18 protein-coding genes and 2 pseudogenes are annotated in these 23,419 nt (G+C 38.5%); 14 read left to right on the top strand and 6 right to left on the bottom strand.

Annotated features, from left to right (window positions below; translation table 11 throughout):
- The first annotated feature begins 74 nt into the window (after positions 1–74).
- The 4 genes from RBL01_RS10015 (at position 75) to RBL01_RS10000 (ending at position 5,640) form a co-directional block, all read left to right on the top strand.
- Positions 75–1,511, top strand: coding sequence for a glycoside hydrolase family 1 protein (locus tag RBL01_RS10015; protein WP_002289243.1), 1,437 nt, complete (start codon positions 75–77; stop codon positions 1,509–1,511).
- Positions 1,512–1,699: 188 nt separating this feature from the next.
- A complete protein-coding gene (locus tag RBL01_RS10010) occupies positions 1,700–4,147 on the top strand; it encodes a DNA translocase FtsK (RefSeq protein WP_002319644.1) in 2,448 nt (815 codons plus the stop codon).
- A gap of 229 nt (positions 4,148–4,376) precedes the next feature.
- Complete coding sequence (rlmN, locus tag RBL01_RS10005; RefSeq protein ID WP_307780874.1) at positions 4,377–5,444, top strand: 23S rRNA (adenine(2503)-C(2))-methyltransferase RlmN; 1,068 nt, start codon at positions 4,377–4,379, stop codon at positions 5,442–5,444.
- Positions 5,434–5,640 (top strand): hypothetical protein, encoded by a 207-nt coding sequence (locus tag RBL01_RS10000; protein ID WP_002307236.1) that lies wholly within the window; start codon positions 5,434–5,436, stop codon positions 5,638–5,640. The genes rlmN and RBL01_RS10000 overlap by 11 nt, the downstream gene beginning before the upstream one ends.
- Here RBL01_RS10000 and RBL01_RS09995 read toward each other — a convergent pair.
- Complete coding sequence (locus RBL01_RS09995; RefSeq protein WP_002303623.1) at positions 5,637–6,740, bottom strand: iron-containing alcohol dehydrogenase family protein; 1,104 nt, start codon at positions 6,738–6,740, stop codon at positions 5,637–5,639. The two genes, RBL01_RS10000 and RBL01_RS09995, sit on opposite strands and share 4 nt — an antisense overlap.
- A gap of 551 nt (positions 6,741–7,291) precedes the next feature.
- Here RBL01_RS09995 and aac(6') point away from each other — a divergent pair.
- Positions 7,292–7,840, top strand: a complete 549-nt coding sequence (aac(6'), locus tag RBL01_RS09990; protein ID WP_002293989.1) for an aminoglycoside N-acetyltransferase AAC(6')-Ii — start codon at positions 7,292–7,294, stop codon at positions 7,838–7,840.
- A 294-nt stretch (positions 7,841–8,134) separates the two neighbouring features.
- Here the strand turns inward: aac(6') and RBL01_RS09985 are convergent.
- Positions 8,135–8,209, bottom strand: a pseudogene (locus RBL01_RS09985) (ribonuclease P); the annotation flags it as partial.
- 178 nt (positions 8,210–8,387) lie between these two features.
- Between RBL01_RS09985 and RBL01_RS09980 the strand changes: the two are divergent.
- Positions 8,388–10,052 (top strand): peptide ABC transporter substrate-binding protein, encoded by a 1,665-nt coding sequence (locus RBL01_RS09980; RefSeq protein WP_002299119.1) that lies wholly within the window; start codon positions 8,388–8,390, stop codon positions 10,050–10,052.
- A gap of 69 nt (positions 10,053–10,121) precedes the next feature.
- On the opposite strand, the gene RBL01_RS09975 is transcribed toward RBL01_RS09980, so the two are convergent.
- Positions 10,122–10,469, bottom strand: coding sequence for a DUF3899 domain-containing protein (locus tag RBL01_RS09975; RefSeq protein ID WP_002293992.1), 348 nt, complete (start codon positions 10,467–10,469; stop codon positions 10,122–10,124).
- 83 nt (positions 10,470–10,552) lie between these two features.
- On the opposite strand from RBL01_RS09975, the gene opp3b reads away from it, so the two are divergent.
- The 6 genes and pseudogenes from opp3b to RBL01_RS09945 all read left to right on the top strand — a co-directional run bounded on the left by opp3b (position 10,553) and on the right by RBL01_RS09945 (position 17,166).
- Positions 10,553–11,494 (top strand): oligopeptide ABC transporter permease, encoded by a 942-nt coding sequence (opp3b, locus tag RBL01_RS09970; protein ID WP_002293573.1) that lies wholly within the window; start codon positions 10,553–10,555, stop codon positions 11,492–11,494.
- Entirely contained in the window at positions 11,495–12,538 is a 1,044-nt protein-coding gene (locus RBL01_RS09965) for an ABC transporter permease (RefSeq protein ID WP_002293994.1), read from the top strand. It begins immediately after the preceding gene.
- Positions 12,539–12,543: 5 nt separating this feature from the next.
- Complete coding sequence (locus tag RBL01_RS09960; RefSeq protein ID WP_002289332.1) at positions 12,544–13,614, top strand: ABC transporter ATP-binding protein; 1,071 nt, start codon at positions 12,544–12,546, stop codon at positions 13,612–13,614.
- Positions 13,604–14,557, top strand: coding sequence for an ABC transporter ATP-binding protein (locus RBL01_RS09955; RefSeq protein ID WP_002289330.1), 954 nt, complete (start codon positions 13,604–13,606; stop codon positions 14,555–14,557). The genes RBL01_RS09960 and RBL01_RS09955 overlap by 11 nt, the downstream gene beginning before the upstream one ends.
- Before the next feature lie 11 nt (positions 14,558–14,568).
- The gene (locus RBL01_RS09950; RefSeq protein WP_002319647.1) at positions 14,569–15,579 is read left to right on the top strand and encodes an RNA-guided endonuclease TnpB family protein; all 1,011 of its coding nucleotides are present in this window, start codon (positions 14,569–14,571) and stop codon (positions 15,577–15,579) included.
- A gap of 296 nt (positions 15,580–15,875) precedes the next feature.
- Positions 15,876–17,166 (top strand): annotated as a pseudogene (locus RBL01_RS09945) (ISL3 family transposase).
- A 202-nt stretch (positions 17,167–17,368) separates the two neighbouring features.
- On the opposite strand, the gene RBL01_RS09940 reads toward RBL01_RS09945, so the two are convergent.
- Positions 17,369–18,190 (bottom strand): NUDIX domain-containing protein, encoded by an 822-nt coding sequence (locus tag RBL01_RS09940; protein WP_002293995.1) that lies wholly within the window; start codon positions 18,188–18,190, stop codon positions 17,369–17,371.
- 96 nt (positions 18,191–18,286) lie between these two features.
- A complete protein-coding gene (locus RBL01_RS09935) occupies positions 18,287–18,565 on the bottom strand; it encodes a hypothetical protein (protein WP_002289337.1) in 279 nt (92 codons plus the stop codon).
- Positions 18,566–18,832: 267 nt separating this feature from the next.
- Here RBL01_RS09935 and metG point away from each other — a divergent pair, with 267 nt between their 5' ends.
- Positions 18,833–20,842, top strand: a complete 2,010-nt coding sequence (metG, locus tag RBL01_RS09930) for a methionine--tRNA ligase (protein ID WP_002289325.1) — start codon at positions 18,833–18,835, stop codon at positions 20,840–20,842.
- A 483-nt stretch (positions 20,843–21,325) separates the two neighbouring features.
- Here metG and RBL01_RS09925 read toward each other — a convergent pair whose 3' ends face one another.
- Positions 21,326–21,913, bottom strand: a complete 588-nt coding sequence (locus RBL01_RS09925; protein WP_002307249.1) for a hypothetical protein — start codon at positions 21,911–21,913, stop codon at positions 21,326–21,328.
- Between the two features lie 174 nt (positions 21,914–22,087).
- Between RBL01_RS09925 and RBL01_RS09920 the strand changes: the two genes are divergently transcribed.
- Positions 22,088–23,410 carry an APC family permease gene (locus RBL01_RS09920; RefSeq protein WP_002319648.1) on the top strand — a complete coding sequence of 441 codons (1,323 nt, stop codon included), beginning with the start codon at positions 22,088–22,090 and terminating at the stop codon, positions 23,408–23,410.
- The last annotated feature ends 9 nt before the right edge of the window (positions 23,411–23,419 follow it).

Below are 23,419 nucleotides of genomic sequence, written 5' to 3'. Positions count from 1 at the left end.
TATTTTGTTGTGGAAGGGGTTTCGTGTTATTCTAAAAGAGGAACGATTGAAGGTTATAGGAAAGGAAGAGATGAATGGAACACAAAGAACTTACCTCATTTCCAAAAGATTTTCTGTGGGGCTCTGCTTCTGCAGCGTATCAAGTAGAAGGAGCTTGGCAAGAAGATGGGAAAGGAGAATCAGTCTGGGATCGATTTGTTCGGATTCCAGGAAAGACATTTAAAGGAACGAACGGTGATTTGGCAGTAGACCACTATCATCGTTATAAAGAAGATATTGCTTTAATGAAAGAACAAGGTCTGAAAGCTTACCGCTTCTCTGTAGCTTGGACACGGATTTTTCCTAATGGACGAGGAGAAGTCAATCAAGCTGGGCTCGCTTTTTATGAGAGATTGATCGACGAATTGATTGAAAACGATATCGAACCTATGTTGACTTTATATCATTGGGATCTTCCACAAGCATTGCAAGATGAATATAATGGTTGGGAATCACGTCAGATCATTGAAGATTTCACTCATTATGCAGAAACATTATTTGAGGCATTCCGAGGGAAAGTCCATTACTGGATTAGTTTGAATGAACAAAATATCTTCACTTCATTAGGTTATTTGTTAGCAGCACATCCGCCAGGTGTGACAGACCCGAAACGAATGTATGAAGTTAACCATATTGCTAATTTAGCAAATGCATCTGTCATCAATAAATTTCACGAGTTAGAAATGCCTGGGAAAATCGGACCAAGCTTTGCGTATACGCCAAATTATCCAATTGACAGTAATCCTGAAAATGTTCTGGCTGCTGAAAATGCTGAAGACCTGATGGCCAATTATTGGATGGATGTCTATATGTGGGGAAAATATCCGATTGCTGCCATGAGGTTCTTAGAAGAAAAAGGATGGGCACCAACGATTGAAGCTGGCGATGCAGAATTGCTAGAATCTGCTAAACCAGATTTTCTTGGGATAAATTACTATCAAACGGCGACGAATGCATTCAATCCATTAAACGGAGTTGGTGCAGGAAAAATGAATACGACAGGAAAAAAAGGTTCATCAGAAGAAACTGGAGTTCCTGGAATGTATAAAAAAGTTGAGAATCCATTTGTCGAACGAACAAATTGGGACTGGGAGATTGACCCAGAAGGATTAAGGATCGGACTGCGTCGTATCACAAGCCGTTACCGCATGCCGGTACTGATTACGGAAAATGGCTTAGGAGAGTATGACAAGTTGACAGAAGATAAACAAATCCATGACGACTATCGAATCAATTACTTACAAAGCCACGTCAAAGCCATCAAAGAAGCAATTTCGGATGGAGCAGAAGTCCTAGGCTATTGCACCTGGTCTTATACAGATTTGCTTAGCTGGCTGAACGGTTATCAAAAGCGATATGGATTTGTATATGTTGATCAAGATGAAACACAAGAAGGATCTTTGGAACGATATAAGAAAGACAGTTATTACTGGTACCAAAAACTGATTGAAGAAAATGGAGAGAACCTTTAGTTCACATACTTAAAACAAGAAGGTACGGCTGGATATGGCCGTGCCTTTTTTTGATAAAATCGTTTAGAAATTAAGAAAAACTGTAAAACAAGCTGAAAAATGAAAGAAAGCGTCAGTTCTTTCAAACAAAACTTTAGTTCCCTTGCTTTTTTTTGTATAATGAAACTTGATGAAATGAGGGATAATAAATGGCACAAAAGAAACGGCCTACTAAAAAAAGGAAAAAGACGAAAAAAACGAAAAAGCAAAAACAGCAGCAGGAACAAATGCTGACGATTGGTGTTGGGTTTACCTTGATTTTATTTGCTGTCTTCGGCTTTTTAAAATTAGGTTTTTTAGGAATATTGATTGCAAACGGCTTTCGGATCATTGCAGGAAATACTTACCAAATCCTCTGTCTTTTATTAGCCGTCTTAGGATTTTGGATTGTCATTAAGAATACAGAGTTTTCAATTGGTAAAAACCGACGCTGGTTTGGCGGCATACTCTTTTATTTCGGTATCTTATTATTGTTACATGCCCGTTTATTTGGCAAACTCCATACTGGGGAACCAAATATCATGGGGACGACATGGGATTTGTTAGCCAGTGATATAAAACAAAGTCAAGTAGACAATAACGTTGGTGGTGGGATGATTGGAGCAATCCTTTATCATTTTACTTACTTCTTGATTGCACAGCCTGGAAGTTATTTAGCAGCAGTGCTATTACTGGCAGGAGGAGCATTCCTGTTCAGTAATCTGGAAGGCTATCAGCTGTTAAATAGTATCCAATCAATTGGAGAACGAGTACAGGGATTATTGGAAGGTGATCCTGCCAAGCAAGCTCGAAAGCAAGCGGCAAAGGAAGAGAGGATGAAACAGCGCGCAGAAGCGAAAGAAGCAAGGCGCTTAGCTGCAAAAGAAGCTGCAGAAAAAGAAGCTGCAGAATATGAGAAGAAAAAAGCGGTGAGCCAGCAAAGGGAAAATACTGCTGATGAATGGCAGGAACCAGAAAATACAGAGCCGGAGCAGCTAAGTTTTGTTCCAATCGACAGTTTTCAAGAAAATATCCATCCTGCGAATCTAGAGAAACCAGTACCAGATACACCAAAACAGACCAATACAGCAGAAGGTTTTTCAGATGAGTTGCCAGAGGATGACGGTACCTCATTAGAATTTGAGATTGAAGCAGAACAGGAAAACCAAGACTATGAATTACCGACAGTTGATTTGCTTGATTCTATACCAACTGTGGATCAAAGTGATGAGTATAAAAAAATTGAAAAAAATATCGGCGTATTAGAACAAACTTTCCAAAGTTTCGGTGTCGATGCCAAGGTCGTCAAAGCCAGCTTAGGACCATCCGTCACAAAATTCGAAGTCCAGCCGGCTGTAGGGGTAAAAGTAAGTAAAATTGTGAACTTAACAGATGATATCGCGCTTGCTTTAGCGGCGAAAGATGTCCGGATGGAAGCACCGATTCCAGGTAAATCACTGATTGGTATTGAAGTACCAAATGGAAAGATCAGTATGGTTTCCTTTAGAGAAATCATCGAAGCACAACCAAACCACCCAGATAAATTACTAGAAGTACCTTTAGGACGTGATGTTTCTGGACGGGTACAAACGGCTGATCTTTCGAAGATGCCTCACTTACTCGTGGCTGGTTCGACTGGTAGTGGGAAGTCAGTAGCAATTAATGGGATCATCACAAGTATATTAATGCGTGCTAAGCCCCATGAAGTAAAACTGATGATGATCGATCCGAAAATGGTTGAATTGAATATGTACAACGGCATACCTCATCTGTTGACGCCGGTCGTGACGAACCCTAGAAAAGCAGCACAAGCCTTACAAAAAGTAGTACAAGAAATGGAAGAACGATATGAAAAATTCGCGGCAACCGGAGTAAGAAATATTTCTGGTTACAATGAATTTGTTCAACAGAAAAACTTGGAAAACGGAACGAAACATCCAACCTTACCATTCATCGTAGTGATCGTAGATGAATTAGCTGATTTGATGATGGTAGCCAGCAATGAAGTTGAAGATGCGATTATTCGTTTAGCGCAAATGGCTCGGGCAGCGGGGATTCATATGATCCTAGCTACTCAACGTCCAAGTGTGGATGTTATCACAGGAATCATCAAAGCAAATGTACCTTCCAGAATGGCATTTGCGGTATCAAGCGGTACAGATTCTCGGACGATCATTGATTCTAATGGGGCAGAAAAGCTCTTAGGGCGAGGAGATATGCTATTCTTGCCAATGGGTGAGAATAAACCGATCCGTGTGCAAGGAGCATTCATTTCTGACCACGAAGTAGAACGGGTCGTTCAATTTGTTACAGATCAGCAAGAAGCTCATTATGAAGAGAAAATGATGCCGACAGATGAAGTTGAAACGACAGGTGCTCCAGAACAGCCACAAGATGAGCTGTTTGAAGAAGCAAAAGCACTTGTCATTGAAATGCAAACGGCAAGTATTTCCCTTCTCCAAAGAAGATTTCGGATCGGTTACAACCGAGCAGCACGTTTAGTAGATGAACTGGAAGCTCATGGAGTTGTTGGCCCGTCAGAAGGAAGCAAGCCTCGGAAAGTATTCATTGAGCAGGAAGAAACATCAGAAACGTTGCCGGACGATAATGACATGTAAAACTTGTGTGATGAAGGGTTGAAAAACGAATAACCAATAAAAAGACAAGGCATGATGATACCAAAAGAAAAAATGGTTTTTTTCCATCTTTTCTAATACGGTATGATGTCTTGTCTTTTTAGTTTTTGTGAGATTAAAGTTCTATTCGATTTATTTGTGAAGTATTGCATTAAGGAAATGAATCATGTATAGTATGTAGCGAAACTTTGAGAAAAAGAGGGAAAATACTTTGGAAAAACAGTCCATTTATGGCTTGACGAATGAAGAATTAATCAATTGGTTTATAGAAAACGGCGAGAAAAAATTCCGAGCTGCCCAAGTTTGGGAATGGTTGTATCAAAAACGTGTAAGTAATTTCACAGAAATGACGAATCTATCGAAACAATTGATCGAAAAATTATCGGAGCATTTTATCATCAATCCTCTAAAACAGATGGTCGTCCAAGAAGCTTCGGACGGTACAGTAAAATATTTGTTTGAACTCCCTGATAAAAACATGATTGAGACTGTACTGATGAGACAAGAATATGGCTTGTCAGTTTGTGTGACGACACAAGTAGGATGTAATATCGGCTGTACATTTTGTGCAAGCGGGCTGCTCAAAAAGAACCGTGATCTGACTGCTGGAGAAATTGTTGCGCAGATCATGATGGTCCAACATTATTTTGATGAGCGCAATCTTGGCGAACGCGTTTCACATGTCGTTGTAATGGGGATCGGTGAGCCATTTGATAATTACGACGATGTAATGGACTTTTTGCATATCATCAATGATGCCAAAGGATTGGCAATTGGTGCTCGGCACATTACAGTTTCCACTAGTGGATTAGCACACAAAATCAAGGAATTCGCTAATAACGGCTTGCAAGTCAATCTGGCTATTTCCTTGCACGCGCCGAATAATGAGGTGCGAACATCGATCATGCGGATCAACCGAAGTTTCCCAATTGAGAAATTGATGGAAGCTGTGGATGAGTATTTAGAGAAAACAAACCGTCGAATCACGTTTGAATATATCATGTTGAATCAAGTAAATGATAGACCAGAGCATGCACAACAATTAGCAGATCTATTAAAAGATAAGAAAAAATTAGCATATGTCAACTTGATTCCATATAATCCAGTCAGTGAACATGATCAATATTCTCGCTGTCCAAAAGCTGATGTATTGAGATTTTATGATGTATTGAAGAAAAACGGCGTAAACTGTGTGATACGTAAAGAACATGGTACAGATATTGATGCAGCTTGCGGACAATTGCGAAGCAAGCAAATGAAAAAAACAGTTGCCAAATAATCGTAGCCTACTCGTTTTTTCAATTACCATAAAAGGAGCAGTTTTCTTAATTAAGGAACTGTTCAACTTAAATAAGAGAAAAGATTCTATAGCGAAAGCTATAAAGCTTTTTTTGACAAGAAAAACCCTCATCAAGCAAAGAAATGTCCTCAATTTGATGACAGCCTGCTTGATGGGGGTTTTAGCAATTATTTAACTGATTTTCTTATATCCTTGCTGGCTTTCTTGTGTAGCATGATAAGTTTCTACGTCAAGAATGGCCTGTTTAAATTTTTCTCGGGTGATTTCATAAGGCACATGTTTAATATCATTTGTTGCCATGGCTTTATCTAAGATTGCTTCTAAATCGGTCGTGACATTGAGATTCATGTCGGTTAACGATACTGGAAGTTGGTTCTTTTTCATAAACACATAGATTTTATCAAACAAATCGAACTGCTGATCCATCATCAATAAGGTCAGTACACCATAACTGACAGATGCTCCGTGAAGGTATCCCTCCATTTTTTCTAGAACAGTCGTACCGTAATAGAATGAGTGTGCCATAGCAGAATTATAGTTATTGTTAACTAAAACAGAAACCAATCCGGTAGTAACAATGATATCCGAAACGACTTGTTCAATTGCATATGAGGGACGATCGTCGGCACTATCTTTCAATGCTTGCGTACCATAAGTCAAGAGACGATCAATGCACATTTTTCCGATTTGGATTCCTAATCTATCCGTGTAGCCTAGATCATCGCCACGAGCAGAAAAAGTAGATTCGACTTCTTTGGATAAAGCATCGCCAATACCTGCCCATAAGTATTTATCAGGTGCTTCGGCAATAATTGCTGTATCAATGAAGGTGTGTACAGGTGGTTTTGAAGGAAAGAAGAGTCCGTCCATTACGCCTTCTTCGTTATAGATGACACATACCGCAGTGACGGGCGAACAGTTCGAACCAATAGTGGGAAAGGTGAAGACTGGTTTAGCTAGTTTTTCACCAATGACTTTTACAGTATCGCAAGCACGGCCACCACCGACTGCAAACAGGACATCTGCTTTTTGGACACTTTCATGCTGGATCAACTGTTCAATATTTCCATAAGTTGAATTACCCCCGTACCAGAGACTGGCGACAACCTCTATTTCCTGTGTCAAAGCTACTTTTATTTTGTTTTCTGCCTTTGAAAGTGCAGTCTTCCCTCCAATCAGCACTACTTTTGTCCCATATTCTTTGACGATTCCATTTGCTTTTTCATACGCATCTGTTCCAATGGTATAATTTGGTAAGAAAACACTTTGACTCATATTCATTTCCTTCTTTCTTCGTTGAAACGGGTTAAAATTTTAAAGAGTGATCGATCTGACTGCGGCTGTAGATGGAGTAGAGGTGAACCTAAGAGAGGATAAGTGATGAATAAGGTGGCATGAACACCTTGAAATCATCAATAAGTATCCTAAAAACGAACAAGTACAAAAACATTGAAAACGACAATAATGTTTTTTGTTCCTCTTAGTATTTCTACCGATTCCCTTTGCTTTTTTGTAATTATCTAAAAATTCTAAAAATTAAGATTATTATATGAAAACAGGTTTTATTTGTCAATTCATAATTGGTTTTTTTTAAAGCAAAAGATAATCTATATCATGATGAACAAACAGAGTTTTTTCCTCCAATTGATGGCTTTCCTGATCTTTCCTATTTTGAATAAAGTGTTTCTGTATAATTTTTTTATTTTATAAGTAAGATAAATAATGAAAGAATAGAGATACTGATTGGTAGCTAAAGATTTTTGAGCGAGAACATTTCGTTTTTTCAAAAGGACTGTTAGAATAAGCAAGAACAAGGGGGAAGACGTATGATAATCAGTGAATTTGACCGTAATAATCCAGTATTGAAAGATCAGCTTTCTGATTTACTGAGACTGACTTGGCCGGAAGAATATGGAGACAGCTCGGCAGAAGAAGTAGAAGAAATGATGAATCCAGAACGAATCGCGGTAGCAGCGGTAGACCAAGATGAGTTAGTAGGATTTATTGGTGCAATCCCTCAATACGGTATCACAGGTTGGGAATTGCATCCATTAGTTGTAGAAAGCTCCCGACGAAAGAACCAAATAGGTACTCGATTAGTCAATTACTTAGAAAAAGAAGTAGCTTCCAGAGGAGGAATCACGATTTATTTAGGTACGGATGATTTAGACCATGGAACAACGTTAAGTCAAACGGACCTGTATGAGCATACATTTGATAAAGTGGCTTCCATCCAGAACCTTCGTGAACATCCGTATGAATTCTATGAAAAATTAGGTTATAAAATCGTAGGTGTCTTACCAAATGCAAATGGCTGGGACAAACCGGATATTTGGATGGCAAAAACGATTATTCCTCGACCAGATTCTCAATAATAAAAAGAGGTTGTGACAGAAGTAATCAGCTTCAAGAAATAAGAAGGAATTTACGAAAATTACTTCTTGAATTTTTGTGAAATTCCAACTCATTTCCGAAGAAGCTACTTTTGGAACACCGTGTACCAGAGGTTGTGAAAAAGCTGTCCTGCATCAAGTAATAAGAACAGCCAAACAAAAATAGCTCCTCCTATTTTTCGTTTGGTTGGGCTTATTACCGCAGATGCAAGCTTTTGAACACCGTTTATTCGGAATAAGGGACTGTGACAAGACTTTTGTCACAGTTTCTTTTTATTTATTCTTTTTTATCTTTGTATGGCAATAATAGACAATATAACGAAAATTATTTAATGGCTTTTGGAAGACCATGGAAAACCTTGTACAAAGCTATTTTTTCTGAAAAATTCCTTGAAACCTCACGAAAAAATCATTATTTTATGAAAAAGACAAAAAAAAGTGTTGATTTTTTAATAATTATTCATTAAACTCTTAAACAACTTCAGAAAATATTAATTATTCTGAAAATTCCAATAAAGGGGTACGTAAAATGAAAAAGAAATTTACATTTGGTTTGGTTGCGGTATGCGGCCTTGTACTTGCTGGATGTTATGGCGGCAGTTCAGCCACAAGCAACAGTAGTTCAGCAAAAAGCGGTTCAGCAGATGGAGGAGGCGTATTTAACTTAGTCGTGCCTCAAGAAATGCCTACAGCTGACTTATCAGTTGCAACAGATACAATCAGTTTTACAGCATTGAATAACGTTTATGAAGGAATTTACCGTCTTGATGAAGACAGCAAACCACAGCCGGCAGGAGCTAGCGAGTTGGCAGAAGTCAGTGAAGACGGATTAACTTACAAAATCAAATTACGAGAAGACGCAAAATGGTCAAATGGTGATCCTGTTACAGCAGCGGATTACGTTTATGGCTGGCAACGAACAGTAGACCCAGCTACAGCTTCTGAATATGCTTACCTGTATGCGCCAGTTGAAAATGCAGAAGACATCACAGCTGGAAAGAAAGATAAATCAGAACTAGGGATCAAAGCAGTTGGTGACTATGAATTAGAAATCAAATTGACGAAACAAACACCATATTTCCAATATCTGCTTGCTTTCCCATCATTTTTCCCACAAAAACAATCCGTAGTGGAAGAAAATGGGGATGCCTATGCATCTGCAAGTGATAAAGCTGTTTATAATGGACCATTCACATTAGAAGATTTTGATGGACCAGGAACAGATACAGAATGGACTTATAAGAAAAATGACCATTACTGGGACAAAGATACAGTAAAACTTTCTGAAATCAAAGTCAGTGTAGTAAAAGAATCTTCTACTGCATTGAACTTATTCAAAGATGGCCAAGCAGATGACGTGATCTTGTCTGGTGAGTTAGCACAGCAAAACGCAAACGATCCAGCTTATACTTCTGTTAAAGAAGCGCGGACAAGCTATATCGAATTCAATCAACGTGAAAAGAATTCACCATTCAACAATGTGAACCTAAGAAAAGCTATTTCTTATTCTATCGATCGTGAAGCTTTAGTAAAACAAGTACTAGGTGACGGATCAGTTGTCTCTACAGGATTGATCCCATCAGATATGGTAAAAAGTCCAACAACGAACGAAGACTTTGCAAAAGAAGCTGGAAAATTAGTTTCTTATGACAAAGATAAAGCAAAAGAATATTGGGAAAAAGCGAAAAAAGAATTGGGCGTTGATTCTTTAGAATTTGATTTGATGGCTTCTGATGATGATTCATCGAAAAAAGTAATCGAATATGTTCAAAACTCAATCCAAGAAAACTTGGATGGCGTAACAGTCAAACCAACACCTGTTCCATTCTCTGTACGTCTTGACCGCTCAACTTCGGGTGATTTTGACGCAGTACTAGGCGGATGGGCTGCTGACTATGCAGACCCAAGCAGCTTTACTGATTTGTTTGTCACAGGTAATTCATACAACCGTGGTCGCTGGAGCAATGCAGAATATGACGAAGCAGTTAAAGCAGCTTCATCAACAGACGCTGGCGATGAACAAGCCCGTTGGGATGATTTCCAAAAAGCAATCAAGATCATCTCTGATGATATGGGTGTCGTTCCGGTGTACCAAAAAGCAGAAGGGCACCTAGTGAATGAAAAAATCAAAGGTATCGTTCACCATGCGGCAGGCGCTTCATGGGATTACAAATGGACATACGTTGAAGAATAATCGTTAATACCGTGAGCATGAGAAAAAACGAGGCTGCGGCAAATGTCGCAACCTCGTTCTCATATTCACTTATCCTAACAAAGAAAAAAGCATGAAAATAGCAGAAAGAGCAATTAGTATTCCGGCAATGATCAGCCAAAAGCTGTACATACCGTAGCTGGCAGACGAGAGCGAGGAAAATTCTGGTTTTTTCTTTCGGTTCCTTGTTCGTGCAAGATGGACCGATCGCTGAAAATGATCGAAGAAACCCGAAGAAAAGACCCATAAAAAACCGCCGATAATCAGAAACGGCAATGACCATAAGAATAGATCATTAGATAATTGAATGAGTGTAAAGGAATGGTTGATGAGATTTTTTATTAAAATAACCAGAATCAGTAGAAAAGCTACTGCGTAGGGGATAGATTTTTTTTTCATTTGATTGCTCCTTTATTTTTGGTTCATTATCTAATAATGTAGCGAAACATCTGTCAGAAGTCAAAAGCTAGGGGGAAACATTAGTGAATAGTTATATCAAATATGTATTAAAACGTGTCTTTTTCATGATCATCACGCTTTGGTTAATTGCAACAATCACCTTTTTCTTGATGCAATTGCTGCCGGGCACGCCATATACGAATCAGGAACGTTTGAGTCCTGAAACAATTGAGATGCTAAATAAACAAGTCGGTTTGGATAAACCAGTTATCGTACAATATGGGATTTATCTTTCTAATTTGCTTCAAGGAGATTTTGGAATTTCCTTCCAATTTAAAAACCAGCCAGTCGCACATTTGTTAGCTGGAAGAATCGGACCATCCTTGCAGTTAGGTTTACAGGCAATTATCTTTGGAACAGTCCTAGGAACGATTTTAGGAACGATCTCTGCCATGAAGCAAAATACATGGGCAGATACATCTTCTACACTCGTAGCGATATTAGGTCGTTCCATTCCAAACTTTGTATTTGCTGTTTTATTACAATATATCTTTGCAATCAAATTACAAGTTTTGCCAATCGCAAAATGGGATGGCTTTGTGTACACAATCTTACCAACAATTGCGTTGGCCATGTCGCCGCTTGCTGACTCTGCTCGGTTTATCCGTACGGAAATGGTGGAAGTACTGCATAGTGATTATGTGGAATTAGCAAAAGCAAAAGGATTGAGCCGTTGGGAAATCGCCTTTAAACATGGTCTTCGAAATAGTTTGATTCCATTGATGACTTTATTAGGACCGTTAGCTGTAGCATTGATGACCGGATCACTGGTGGTAGAAAATATCTTTGCTATTCCTGGTATCGGGGAACAATTCGTTAAGTCAATCACAACAAATGATTATCCTACGATCATGGCTGTAACGATCCTTTACTCATTTATGCTGATCTTTGTTATTTTGATCGTAGATCTGTTGTACGGTCTAGTTGATCCAAGAATTCGTGTTTCAGAAGGGAGCCGAGGATAAATGGAAATGATACCAAAGCGTTATGAAACAGTCGCAGATATCCCTGCGGATGAGTTTCTTCCATTACAAAAAAATACCGAAGAAGAACGTGAACAGATTACTGCACCTTCTTTGAATTTTATCCAAGATTCATGGCGCCGTTTAAAGAAAAACAAAGCTGCCGTTATTTCAATGGTTTTACTATTGGTCATCATTTTGATCTCTGTGATCACAATCTTTGTTTCTCCTCATGATCCAACTGCCCAAAACGTGGCTTATATCAATTTGCCTCCTCGTATTCCGGGAATCAATATCGATGGATTGAATGGAAAAGCAATGGTCGGTGGTGAACTTGTTGATAAATATGCTCAAGCAAACGTCCCTTCAAACGTAAATTTCTTTTTAGGAACAGATGGTTTGGGACGTGATGTATTAAGCCGCTTATTTATGGGAACGAGAATCTCGTTGCTGATCGCATTTATTGCTGCATTACTAGATGTAACGATTGGTGTAGCTTACGGGTTGGTTTCTGGTTTGTTAGGCGGACGTGTCGATAACGTGATGCAACGTTTTTTGGAAATCTTATCAGGAATTCCAAACCTCGTTGTCATGATTTTGATGTTGGTCGTTTTTGAACCAGGAATTTTTTCAATCGTGGCTGCTATGGCCATCACAAACTGGATACCAATGGCACGTATCGTTCGTGCACAAACAATGAAATTAAAAGATCAAGAATATGTTTTAGCTGGATTGACATTAGGTGAATCAAGAATGAAAATTGCATTCAAACATATTTTGCCGAATATCTCTAGTGTCATTATTATTCAAATGATGTTTAGTATTCCATCTGCTATTTTCTTCGAAGCCTTTTTAAGCTTTATCGGTTTAGGTCTTACGCCTCCGTCAGCTTCATTAGGAACGATGTTGAGCGAAGGGTACAAGACATTCCTGTATCTGCCTTATCTATTATGGATTCCGGCAGTAACTTTATCGGTTATCATGATTGGCTTTAACTTACTTGCTGATGGATTGCGTGATGCCTTTGATCCTAAAATGAAAGAGTGAAGACGATGACGAAAATTTTAGAAGTGAAAGACTTAGAAATCTCTTTTGATACGTATGCTGGAAAGGTACGAGCGATTCGCGGTGTCAATTTTCATTTGAATAAAGGAGAAACATTGGCGATCGTTGGGGAATCTGGAAGTGGAAAATCAGTGACGACCAGAAGCATCATGCGCTTGCTGTCAAGCAACGCCAATATAGATGCTGGTCAAATCCTCTTTAAAGGTAACGATATCGTTGGAAAATCAGAAAGAGAGATGCAAAAAATCCGTGGTAAAGAAATAGCGATGATTTTCCAAGATCCAATGACCTCTTTAGATCCGACGATGCCCATTGGGAAGCAAGTCGCTGAGTCCCTTAGAAAGCATAATAAAGTTTCAAAAAAAGAGGGACAAAAAGCTGCATTAGAATTGCTTAAATTAGTTGGAATACCCGAAGCTGAGAAACGTATCAACAGTTATCCACATCAGTTCTCAGGAGGTCAGCGTCAACGGATCGTGATCGCGATTGCACTGGTATGTTATCCGGAAATCCTGATTGCTGATGAACCTACAACAGCGCTTGATGTGACTATTCAAGCACAGATTTTGGAGCTGCTGAAAGAAATTCAGACAAAAATCGATACATCAATTATCTTTATCACTCATGACCTTGGTGTAGTAGCGAATGTCGCTGATCGTGTCGCTGTCATGTATGGAGGAAGAATCGTTGAAGTTGGAACATCGGAAGAAATTTTCTACAACCCGCAACATCCCTATACTTGGGGACTGCTTGGTTCAATGCCGACATTAGATAGTGCGAACGATCGATTGTATGCTATTCCTGGTTCTCCACCGGATTTATTGAACCCGCCAAAAGGAGACGCATTCTATCCAAGAAATGAATTCGCGATGAAAATCGATGCAGAACAAGAACCACCATTTTTTGAACTATCAAAAACACACAAGGCAGCAACTTGGCTACTTGCTCCGCAGGCACCCAAAGTGACACCGCCAGAAGAAATCCAACGTCGCTGGGCTATCTTTAAAGAGAAACAAAAACATACTTACGGTCAAGGAGGAATTGCTGATGCCAAATAAACTACTTGAAGTTAAAGGATTAAAACAGTATTTCAATGTAGGAAAAAAGAATGAAGTACATGCTGTAAATGACATCAGCTTTCACATCTATGAAGGAGAAACATTCGGTTTAGTTGGAGAATCTGGAAGCGGAAAATCCACTACTGGCCGTACGATCATTCGCTTGAATGAACCTACTGATGGTGAGATATTATTCGACGGTCAAGATATAACGAAGATCAAAGATAAAAAAGGTTTGACGAAATTCCGGCATGATGTTCAGATGATTTTCCAAGATCCATATGCTTCGTTGAATCCTCGGATGAAAGTCAGAGATATTATCGCCGAAGGAATTGATGTTAATGGACTAGCTAAATCATCTGAAGAGCGTGCAAAAAAAGTCGATGATCTATTGAGAACTGTTGGATTGAATCCAAGCCACGGTACTCGTTATCCTCATGAATTTTCAGGTGGGCAACGCCAGCGTATTGGTATTGCACGAGCATTGGCAGTAAAACCGCGTTTTATCATTTGTGATGAACCAATTTCTGCACTAGATGTGTCGATCCAAGCCCAAGTGGTCAATTTGTTACAAGATCTCCAAAAAGAACATCAATTGACCTATCTATTTATTGCACATGATTTGTCGATGGTTAAACATATTAGTGACCGAATCGGTGTAATGCATAACGGCTTGTTATTAGAGATGGGAACAAGTGATGAAATCTATAATCACGGTGTCCATCCTTATACAGAAAGTTTGTTATCTGCTATTCCTCTACCAGATCCAGACCATGAGAGAAAACGCAGAAGAATCAAATATCAACCTGAACCAGATGACGGACAAGTACGTCAACTTCGTGAAATCGCACCAGAACATTTTGTCTATGCAACTGAGCAGGAAGTCCCATATTACGCAAAAAAACTAAAACGACAAAAGGAATCTCTTCTGGTTGCTAACTAGGAGGGACATAGATGCTAAAAGCTTTTAAATTCCGTATGTATCCGACAGAAGAACAAAAACAGCAATTGATTCGTACTTTTGGATGTGCTCGATTTACCTATAACCATTTGCTGAAAAAGCGGCAGAAAAGTTGGCAACAAACAGGAGTAGCCAATTTTTCGCTTACACCCGCTACATTAAAAAAAGAATACCCATTCTTAAAAGAAGTAGACAGTCTTGCTTTAGCAAATGCACAGCTTAATTTGGATCGGGCTTTTCGCAATTATTTCAAGGGACGTGCCAGCTTCCCAAAGCTTAAAACGAAAAAAAGTATGTGGCAATCTTATACGACCAACAACCAAACCCGTACGATCTATCTGGAAAATGGCTACTTAAAGTTACCAAAACAAAAAGAACTAATCAAAATAAATCAGCATCGGCCAGTTGAAGGATCGATTCGCTCCGCTACGATTTCTGCTCGATATAATGAAGAATTTTATGTCGCACTACTTTGTGATGTTTCGTCAGTAAAAAAAGAATCTTTAGCTAAATGGATCGGGATCGCCTATCATCCGAAGACATTGATCCAAACATCTCGTCCTCTAGAAGTAACTTTACCAAAATTTCACCAGACAGAAGAAAAGCTGCAACATGCACAGCGGAAATTGAATGTGAAAGTCCGCTCCGCTCACCATAGAAAGATCAGGTTAGATCAGGCAAGCAATTATCAGAAACAAAAGAGAAAAGTAATGGATCTTTATCTGAAACAAAAGAACCAGCGAGAAGATTATCTTGAACAATTATCTGGGAAATTGGTCAAACAATATGACTACTTATTTGTAGAATCTTTTCCAAAAGAAGAAGCACATGCTGATTTTTCTATTCATGACTGGCATAAATTAATAACAAAATTGCGTTATAAGTCCCAATGGTATAATAAAAAATTTCTTTTGATCAATACCGACGGAGCAGAAGAAAGCAATTCCGTAAGAAAGAGCCAAGTAGTAGAAGAAATGGGCAGACATTCGGTTATCAAGGGATAAAAAATGAATGAAACTGATAGGAGCGTTAGGGTTCGCCTTGTTAATAAAAAGTCTTAATGACTTTTGTTTCTAGGAATTTTTCTTTTGAAGAAAAGCTCACTAATTATGACAAACCAATAAAACAATAGCAGAAAAAGTTCGTACGAGCTTTTTCTGCTATTGTTAATTTTGGCTCTATACTTTTTGATGTTGGTGGATGACACCAGCATCTTTTTTATTTTCCAAAACATATAGAAAAGACACCTTGAAATCCTTTAGAATTAATTTGGCGAACCAACCCAAAAGGAGGAATCAAGATGTCTTACACTCACCTTATCAAAGAAACATTAGATATTCTAGACTTATCAGTTACTTTTAACGAAAATTGTCTCACAAAAGAAAAATACAAAGGGCAAATCTGTCATATTTATCGTGGAAACTTGATTTATACAGCCCAAGAATGCATCCACTGTAAACACCAGATTGCTTCAGATATTGTGCGTTGGGGTACAACAACCGTCCGGTTGTTAATGAACGATGTTTCTGAATACCGTACCTACCTCGAATTGAAAAAGCAACGCTTCAAATGCAAAGCTTGTCAGCGGACCTTTGTCGCAGATACTTCTGTTGCGAAAAAACATTGTTTCATCAGTGAGAAAGTCCGCTGGTCTGTCGTGACTCGTCTGAAAAAAATACCTCAATGACAGAGATCGCCGCTCAGAAAAATCTATCGGTCTCTTCTGTTTACCGTATTATGAAGCGATTTTATCGTCCGTTGAATCCTTTTCGGACACCGTTACCTAAGGTACTTTGTTTTGATGAATTCAAATCAGTTCGGGGTGTTTCAGGTGCTATGAGTTTCATCATGATGGATGGACAAACACAGCGCTTATTGGACATTGTCGAGAACCGACAACTGCCTTTTTAAAACGTTATTTTAGTCATTTTTCACGAGAAATTCGTGAAGCGGTCGAATGGATCGTGATTGATATGTACGCTCCTTATGTATCGCTCGTTAAAAAGCTGTTTCCAAAAGCACAGCTGATTATTGACCGGTTTCACATCGTCCAACATATTGGTCGTACCTTTCGCAATCATCGAATCAAAGAAACGAACCAACTATTAAAAAGCAAAGAACAAAAACACTATCAATTAGGTAAGCAATTAAAAAGATACTGGAAACTTCTTCAAAAAGATGAACGCAAGCTTGATTATACTCGACGCCTTTGGCGACCTGGCTTCAAAGCTCATTTAACAGAGACCGATATTGTGGATCGCTTACTGAAAGGGAGCCCTGCTTTGCGTGTAGGCTATCAGTTATATCAAGACTTTCTTTACGCTGTAAAGGAACGAGACTACGTATCGTTTGAAGAACTACTTACCAATAATATCATGCTTCCCGAAGGCTATCAGACGACCTTGAGAACGTTCCAGAAATTTCTGCCACAAATCAAAAATGCTTTACAACAAAGTTATTCAAATGGCCCACTTGAATGTCTGAACAACCATATCAAAGTGTTAAAACGAAATGCATATGGCTTTCGTAGCTTTTATAATTTCAAATTGCGCATCATGATTCGTCATGGCAACGCATTGATTTTCAACTAAAAAAGATCAAGAGGAACTGATCCACTTGATCTCCAATTATTCTAAGATTTCTCTTTACCAACATCATTTGACAAAGAGCCTTAATTTTTTATTCAGAAAGTTTACGAATACATCGAAATTCTGAAACAAAAAACGTAACTCGCAAAGAGTTGTTTTTGCGTTTTTTCTTGAATGATTAGGTCTGAATCTTTTGTTCACAACCTTATTCATGGTGCCCCGGCTTGAGCTGATAGATTTTTGAAGGACGGCCGATTCCTACAGGACGTTCACCGATCTCATCGAAATATTGGAGCATAGCTTTCTTAAAATTGGAATGATCGATCGTTTTATAATCGATCCCTAAGAATTTAGCAAATACTTTTCGAGCTTCCGTAATCGTGAAATCTTTACCTAAAACTTGTAGAACTTGCGGCTCGTGTTCCATTTTATTGACTACACGGTTGAATGCTTTCAAGATGATTTGACTATGGTCAAAAGCCAAAGTATCTTTGCCAGAAGACTCTCCAGTGACTAAATCAAGCGAGATAGCCACTTCTCCGCTAGATAAATGGATCTTGTTACTATGACGTTCTAGTGTGAACCAGCGTACTTCCTTGGCATCATCTCCGGCGATTAGCGGTTCTTCTCCAATAAAGGCTAAGTAGCTGACTGTGACGACCCAGCCTCGCGGATCTCGATTAGGCGTACTGAATGTATGCAGTTGCTCAATATTTTCTTTTGAAATAACCACACCAGTTTCTTCCTTTGTTTCTCTTAAGACGCTTTCTCCAGTTGACTCATCCTTTTGGACAAAGCCACCAGGCAATGCCCATGAATTTCGATAAGGATGCCCTTTTCTTTGGATCAACAAAACTTTCAGCTGATCTTCTTCTTTGTTATAGCACATCAGTACGATATCGACAGTCAAAGAGGGCTTGTCATATTCTGGACGTTCCTGTTTTTGATACCAGTTAAGAAATTCTTCTTCACTAGCTTCATGTTCATAATATAATTTTTCTTCTTCTTTAGAAGCAAAACGGTTCATCTGACCACCTCCATTGACAGTAAAAGTACTTTTTACCTTATTGTAGCAGACTCTGAAAAAAAACCAAGGATTTACTTGGAAAATCTAGGTTATCATTTAAATATGAAAAATAAATGGAAGTATGAGATTGAATAAAAAGAAAAGCAGATAAAACGGCAATACTTTATACCGCTCTTCACGAATGGCAAAGAAGCCACAAATAACAATATATACGTCAATGATAAAACGCAAAATCCAAGCTGCTGTCATAAAACTGTTCAAATGCCCATGGAGGTTAAAATAACCATACATACGAATATAAAAATAGCTGAATATTAAATGTGCTAATGAAAGAAAAGCAATACTAAGTGTAAAAAAAAGATGTTTCTTCTGCATGATTGTTCCAGTCCCTTACTAAGATAGATAGTCTTTATTATACCATGTGTGAGAGGAGAAATAAAAAGCCGTTTTTTACTAGATATGAAACAAAACAAAAACCTGCATTTATTCAACCTATTCATCCTTTTAAAGGATAGATTGAACGTAGATAGAAGTCGTTTATCCAGTCTTTTTCATTTTGAAAAAAAGCTAACAGCATGCTTTTTTTATGGTATACTAGCAAGGAAACGAATTCGCATCATGCGATAAAGGAGGAAGAGCCCCGTGGCAGAAAAGGAAACTTTTTATATCACTACGCCAATCTATTATCCAAGCGGCAAACTTCATATCGGCAACTCGTATACTACGATTGCATGTGACGCAATTGCTCGTTATAAACGGTTGATGGGCTTTGATGTGTTTTATCTTACTGGAGTGGATGAACATGGTCAAAAAATCGAAACAAAAGCAGAAGAACTAGGTGTAAAACCGCAAGAATATGTAGATAAAATGGCGGCTGATGTCAAGAAATTATGGAAAACGCTTGATATAAGTTATGATAAATTCATTCGAACGACAGATGATTACCATAAAGCAGCTGTTCAAAAAATATTTGATCGTTTATTAGAACAGGGAGATATTTACTTAGGTGAATATGAAGGCTGGTACTCTGTTTCTGACGAAGAATTCTTTACAGAAACACAACTTGCAGAAGTGTACAAAGATGACGAAGGTAATGTGATCGGTGGTAAAGCGCCAAGTGGACACGAAGTAGAATTGGTAAAAGAAGAATCATACTTCTTCCGCATGAGCAAATACGCAGACCGTCTGTTGGAATACTATGAAGAACATCCCGAATTCATCCAGCCAGAATCTCGTAAAAACGAAATGATCAACAACTTTATCAAACCAGGATTAGAAGATCTTGCAGTTTCAAGAACAACCTTTACTTGGGGGGTACCAGTCAAGAGTGATCCGAAACATGTGGTGTATGTATGGATCGATGCATTATCCAATTATATTACTGCACTAGGATATGGCTCCGAAGATGAAAGTCTATTCGAAAAATACTGGCCTGCAGATGTTCAGATGGTCGGTAAAGAAATCGTTCGCTTCCATACGATCTATTGGCCAATCATGTTGATGGCTCTTGATTTGCCTCTACCTAAAAAAGTATTTGGGCATGGCTGGCTATTGATGAAAGACGGAAAAATGTCTAAATCAAAAGGAAATGTCGTTTATCCTGAAATGCTTGTGGAACGTTATGGTTTAGATGCACTTCGTTATTATTTGCTTCGTGCTGTTCCGTTTGGGTCAGATGGTGTCTTTACGCCAGAAGATTTTGTTTCCCGTGTCAATTATGATCTGGCAAATGATCTAGGGAACTTATTGAATCGAACGATTGCTATGATCAACAAATATTGTGATGGACTCGTTCCTGACTATGCCTCACTTGTCACTCCATTTGACAGTGAACTGTCTACGACGGCTGCTAACGTTGTCGGACGTTACCATGATGCAATGGAAAAAATGGAATTCAATACAGCGTTGGCTGAAATCTGGGTGCTGATTTCTCGTGCAAATAAATACATTGATGAAACAGAACCATGGGTATTAGCAAAAGACGAAGAAAAGAAAGCTGAATTGAATAGTGTCATGATCCATTTAGCTGAATCTTTGCGTATCGCAGCGATATTACTTCAGCCAATCATGACAGAAACGCCAGAGAAGATCTTCAATCAACTAGGATTGGACTCTGAAACAATGAATCTTGAAGGATTACACTTTGGCGAATTTCCTTCAGGAACAAAAGTAGTTGCAAAAGGTACACCAATCTTCCCACGTTTAGATATGGAAGAAGAAGTTGCTTTTATTCAAGAAAAAATGTCTGAAGGTACTCAAACAAACGAAGATACAGTCAAATGGGATCCAGAAGAAACAGAACTTGTTTCAACGAAAGAAAAACAAATCAAATTTGATGTATTTGAAAAAGTAGAACTAAAAGTAGCAGAAGTCATCAACTGTCAAAAAGTAGAAGGGGCAGATAAGTTGCTGCAATTCCGACTAGATGCTGGAGACAGCCAAGACCGTCAAATCTTGTCAGGAATCGCTGAATTTTATCCTGATCCAAGCGAATTGATCGGGAAAAAAGTCGTCATTGTAGCAAATCTGAAACCACGAAAGATGCGTGGACAAATCAGTCAAGGAATGATCCTTTCTGCAGAAGCACCAGATGGCTCTTTACAAGTGATCGAAGCACCAAAATCCATGCCAAATGGCTCAGAAATCGCATAGAAATTCAAAGGGGGTATGACACTAGTTGTGTCATACCCCCTTTTTCCGAAATTTGAGAAGCAATTTTCGTAAATTCCTTCTTATTACTCGAAGCCAATCATATAATACAGAAACAGAGAACTATCCAAAATAAATCCTAGAAAAAGAAGTACGAGCTTCGCTGATTTTTGTTAATTTAGAATAATACTAATAGGATAGGAATCGTAAAAACAGAAAAAAAGCATAATGATAAAGGGTCGGGCAGATTTTAATTGATTCATCTGGTACTCTTTTTTATTATCCTTACATTCATAAAGTTTGAATGCAATGACTTTGTTACATCTATATTTATATCTAACAGTAGCGTTGATGTGTTAATTCTAAGTTCTATCACTTTATGTTCAATTAGTTTGTGTTCTTATATGTGTGATTGAAAATATAGATAAAAAAACAATCATCGGTTTTGACTTTGATGATTGTTTTCTTTATTTTGTAAAAATCCTATCACTTGATTTTATGGTAACCTTTTATTTTTGTCTTCAAACGGCTTGGTAAGAGAGCAGTAAGCAGTGCAAATGGGATCGAAAAGACATACCAGAAAATCGTACGTCCGATACCATAATGTTGATAGAGCTTTGTCAACATCACGTGTAACAAGATCAACCCTAAAAGCAAGGAGCCAGCTATAAACCAATGATTATCCCAATGCATGACTTCACTAAGTGCCATCACTCCAAAAGGATAGAAATAAAAATAGATCCCAACTAAGGTCATCCGCCAGTTCTTTGTAAATGTTCCGATATTCAATAAAAAGAAAATCGCTGAAAGCAAAATACCGATAGGCGGAAAAAGCCCAACCAAAAAGGAATACAACATCCCCCACAAGATCATCACAGGACCTTTGATCAATGCAACGATTGCGATGAACACAGTCAGCAATATTAGTTTTTGTGATAACGTTGCAACAGTCATTAATCCAAATAAAATTAATGTGAACCAATGCCAACGGGACTGCTGTTGTTCTTTACGGGAAAAATCGACCCGGTTGGATAAATAATCTGCTAATTTCGGATAAGAACGCTTAAAATCCATAAACTGTTCCTCCTTCGTGGAAAAGGTAGGTTTAGTATACGAAAAATAAAAAAGAAATACATCCGTCTTAAGAGGGAGTTTTTCACTGAAAGTGGAGAAAAAAGAATGGTAAATTAAAATATTCTCAGTTATACTGAAAATTATACCAAATTTCAAAGAAGAAAGAGGATGGGAATGAAAGGCAAACTAAAACGAGAAATCAATCTGTTTGGCGCATTAGCTACCGTTATGGGAACCGTGATCGGTGCAGGCGTCTTCTTCAAAACTGCTGCTGTTACTGCTAGTACTCAGTCTACAAGTTTGACATTGCTAGCTTGGCTTTTGGGTGGTTTCTTAACGATCTGTGCTGGATTGACAGTGGCTGAATTAGCTACAGCAATCCCGGAAACTGGTGGAGCTGTAAAATATATTGAAGCTGCGTATGGAAAATTGCCCAGCTTTTTATTAGGATGGGCGCAAAGCTTGATTTACTTTCCTGCTAATATTGCTGCATTATCGATTATCTTTGCGACACAATTGACGAACTTATTACAATTATCTACCGATTATCTTTTGTTGATTGCAGTGATCACCGCTGTTTCTGTGACAGGGTTGAATTTGTTAGGGACAAAAGTCGGTGCTTCTGTACAATCAGTGACGTTGATTGTTAAATTAATACCAATTGCTGTGATTGTCATATGGGGATTATTGACCCCAGGACAAGGAACTGTCCAGTTATTTCCAATCGAAGCTGGAAAAGATGTTACTTTTGTCGAAGGATTGAGCAGTGCGTTGTTAGCAACGTTGTTTGCTTATGACGGCTGGTTAGGTGTCGGTGCAATGGCAGGGGAAATGAAACGGCCGGAAAAAGATTTGCCTAAAGCAATTATTCTTGGTTTGAGTTTTGTAACAGTCGTTTATTTATTGATCAATTTTGTTTTTTTGAAAACTTTGCCGATTGATCATCTTGCCGGTAATTTGAATGCAGCTTCTGAAGCATCAGACGTAATTTTTGGGGGAATCGGTGGAAAGCTGGTCACTATTGGGATCTTGATCTCGGTATACGGTGCATTGAACGGTTATACACTAACTGGGATCCGTGTGCCTTATGCGATGGCTTTAGAAGACGAGCTACCTTTCAGTAAACAGCTGACAAAGCTTTCAAAGAAGTTTACGGTTCCTTATGTTCCTGCGATTTTCCAGTTAGCAGTAGCTTGTATTATGATGAGCCTTGGTTCTTTCGACTTTTTAACAGACATGTTGATTTTTGTGATGTGGCTATTCAGTTTACTGATTTTTATCGGTGTCTTTATTTTAAGAAAAAAAGCGCCGGAATTGCCACGTCCATATAAAGTACCACTTTATCCAATCGTTCCGATTATTGCGATTCTCGGCGCTATTTTCATTTTAGGTATGACGATGATGACGCAAACGAAATTAGCATTGATCGGTATAGGTGTTACCTTGATAGGTATCCCAGTCTATTATCAAAAAAAGAAAAAACGCTCAGAAGAGTAAAATATTTCA

It is taken from the genome of Enterococcus sp. SB12, from assembly GCF_030910025.2.
Classification (GTDB): Bacteria; Bacillota; Bacilli; order Lactobacillales; family Enterococcaceae; genus Enterococcus_B; species Enterococcus_B faecium.
Note: the sequence above shows the minus strand (reverse complement) of the source record. Positions and strands in the feature narration are given on the sequence as shown.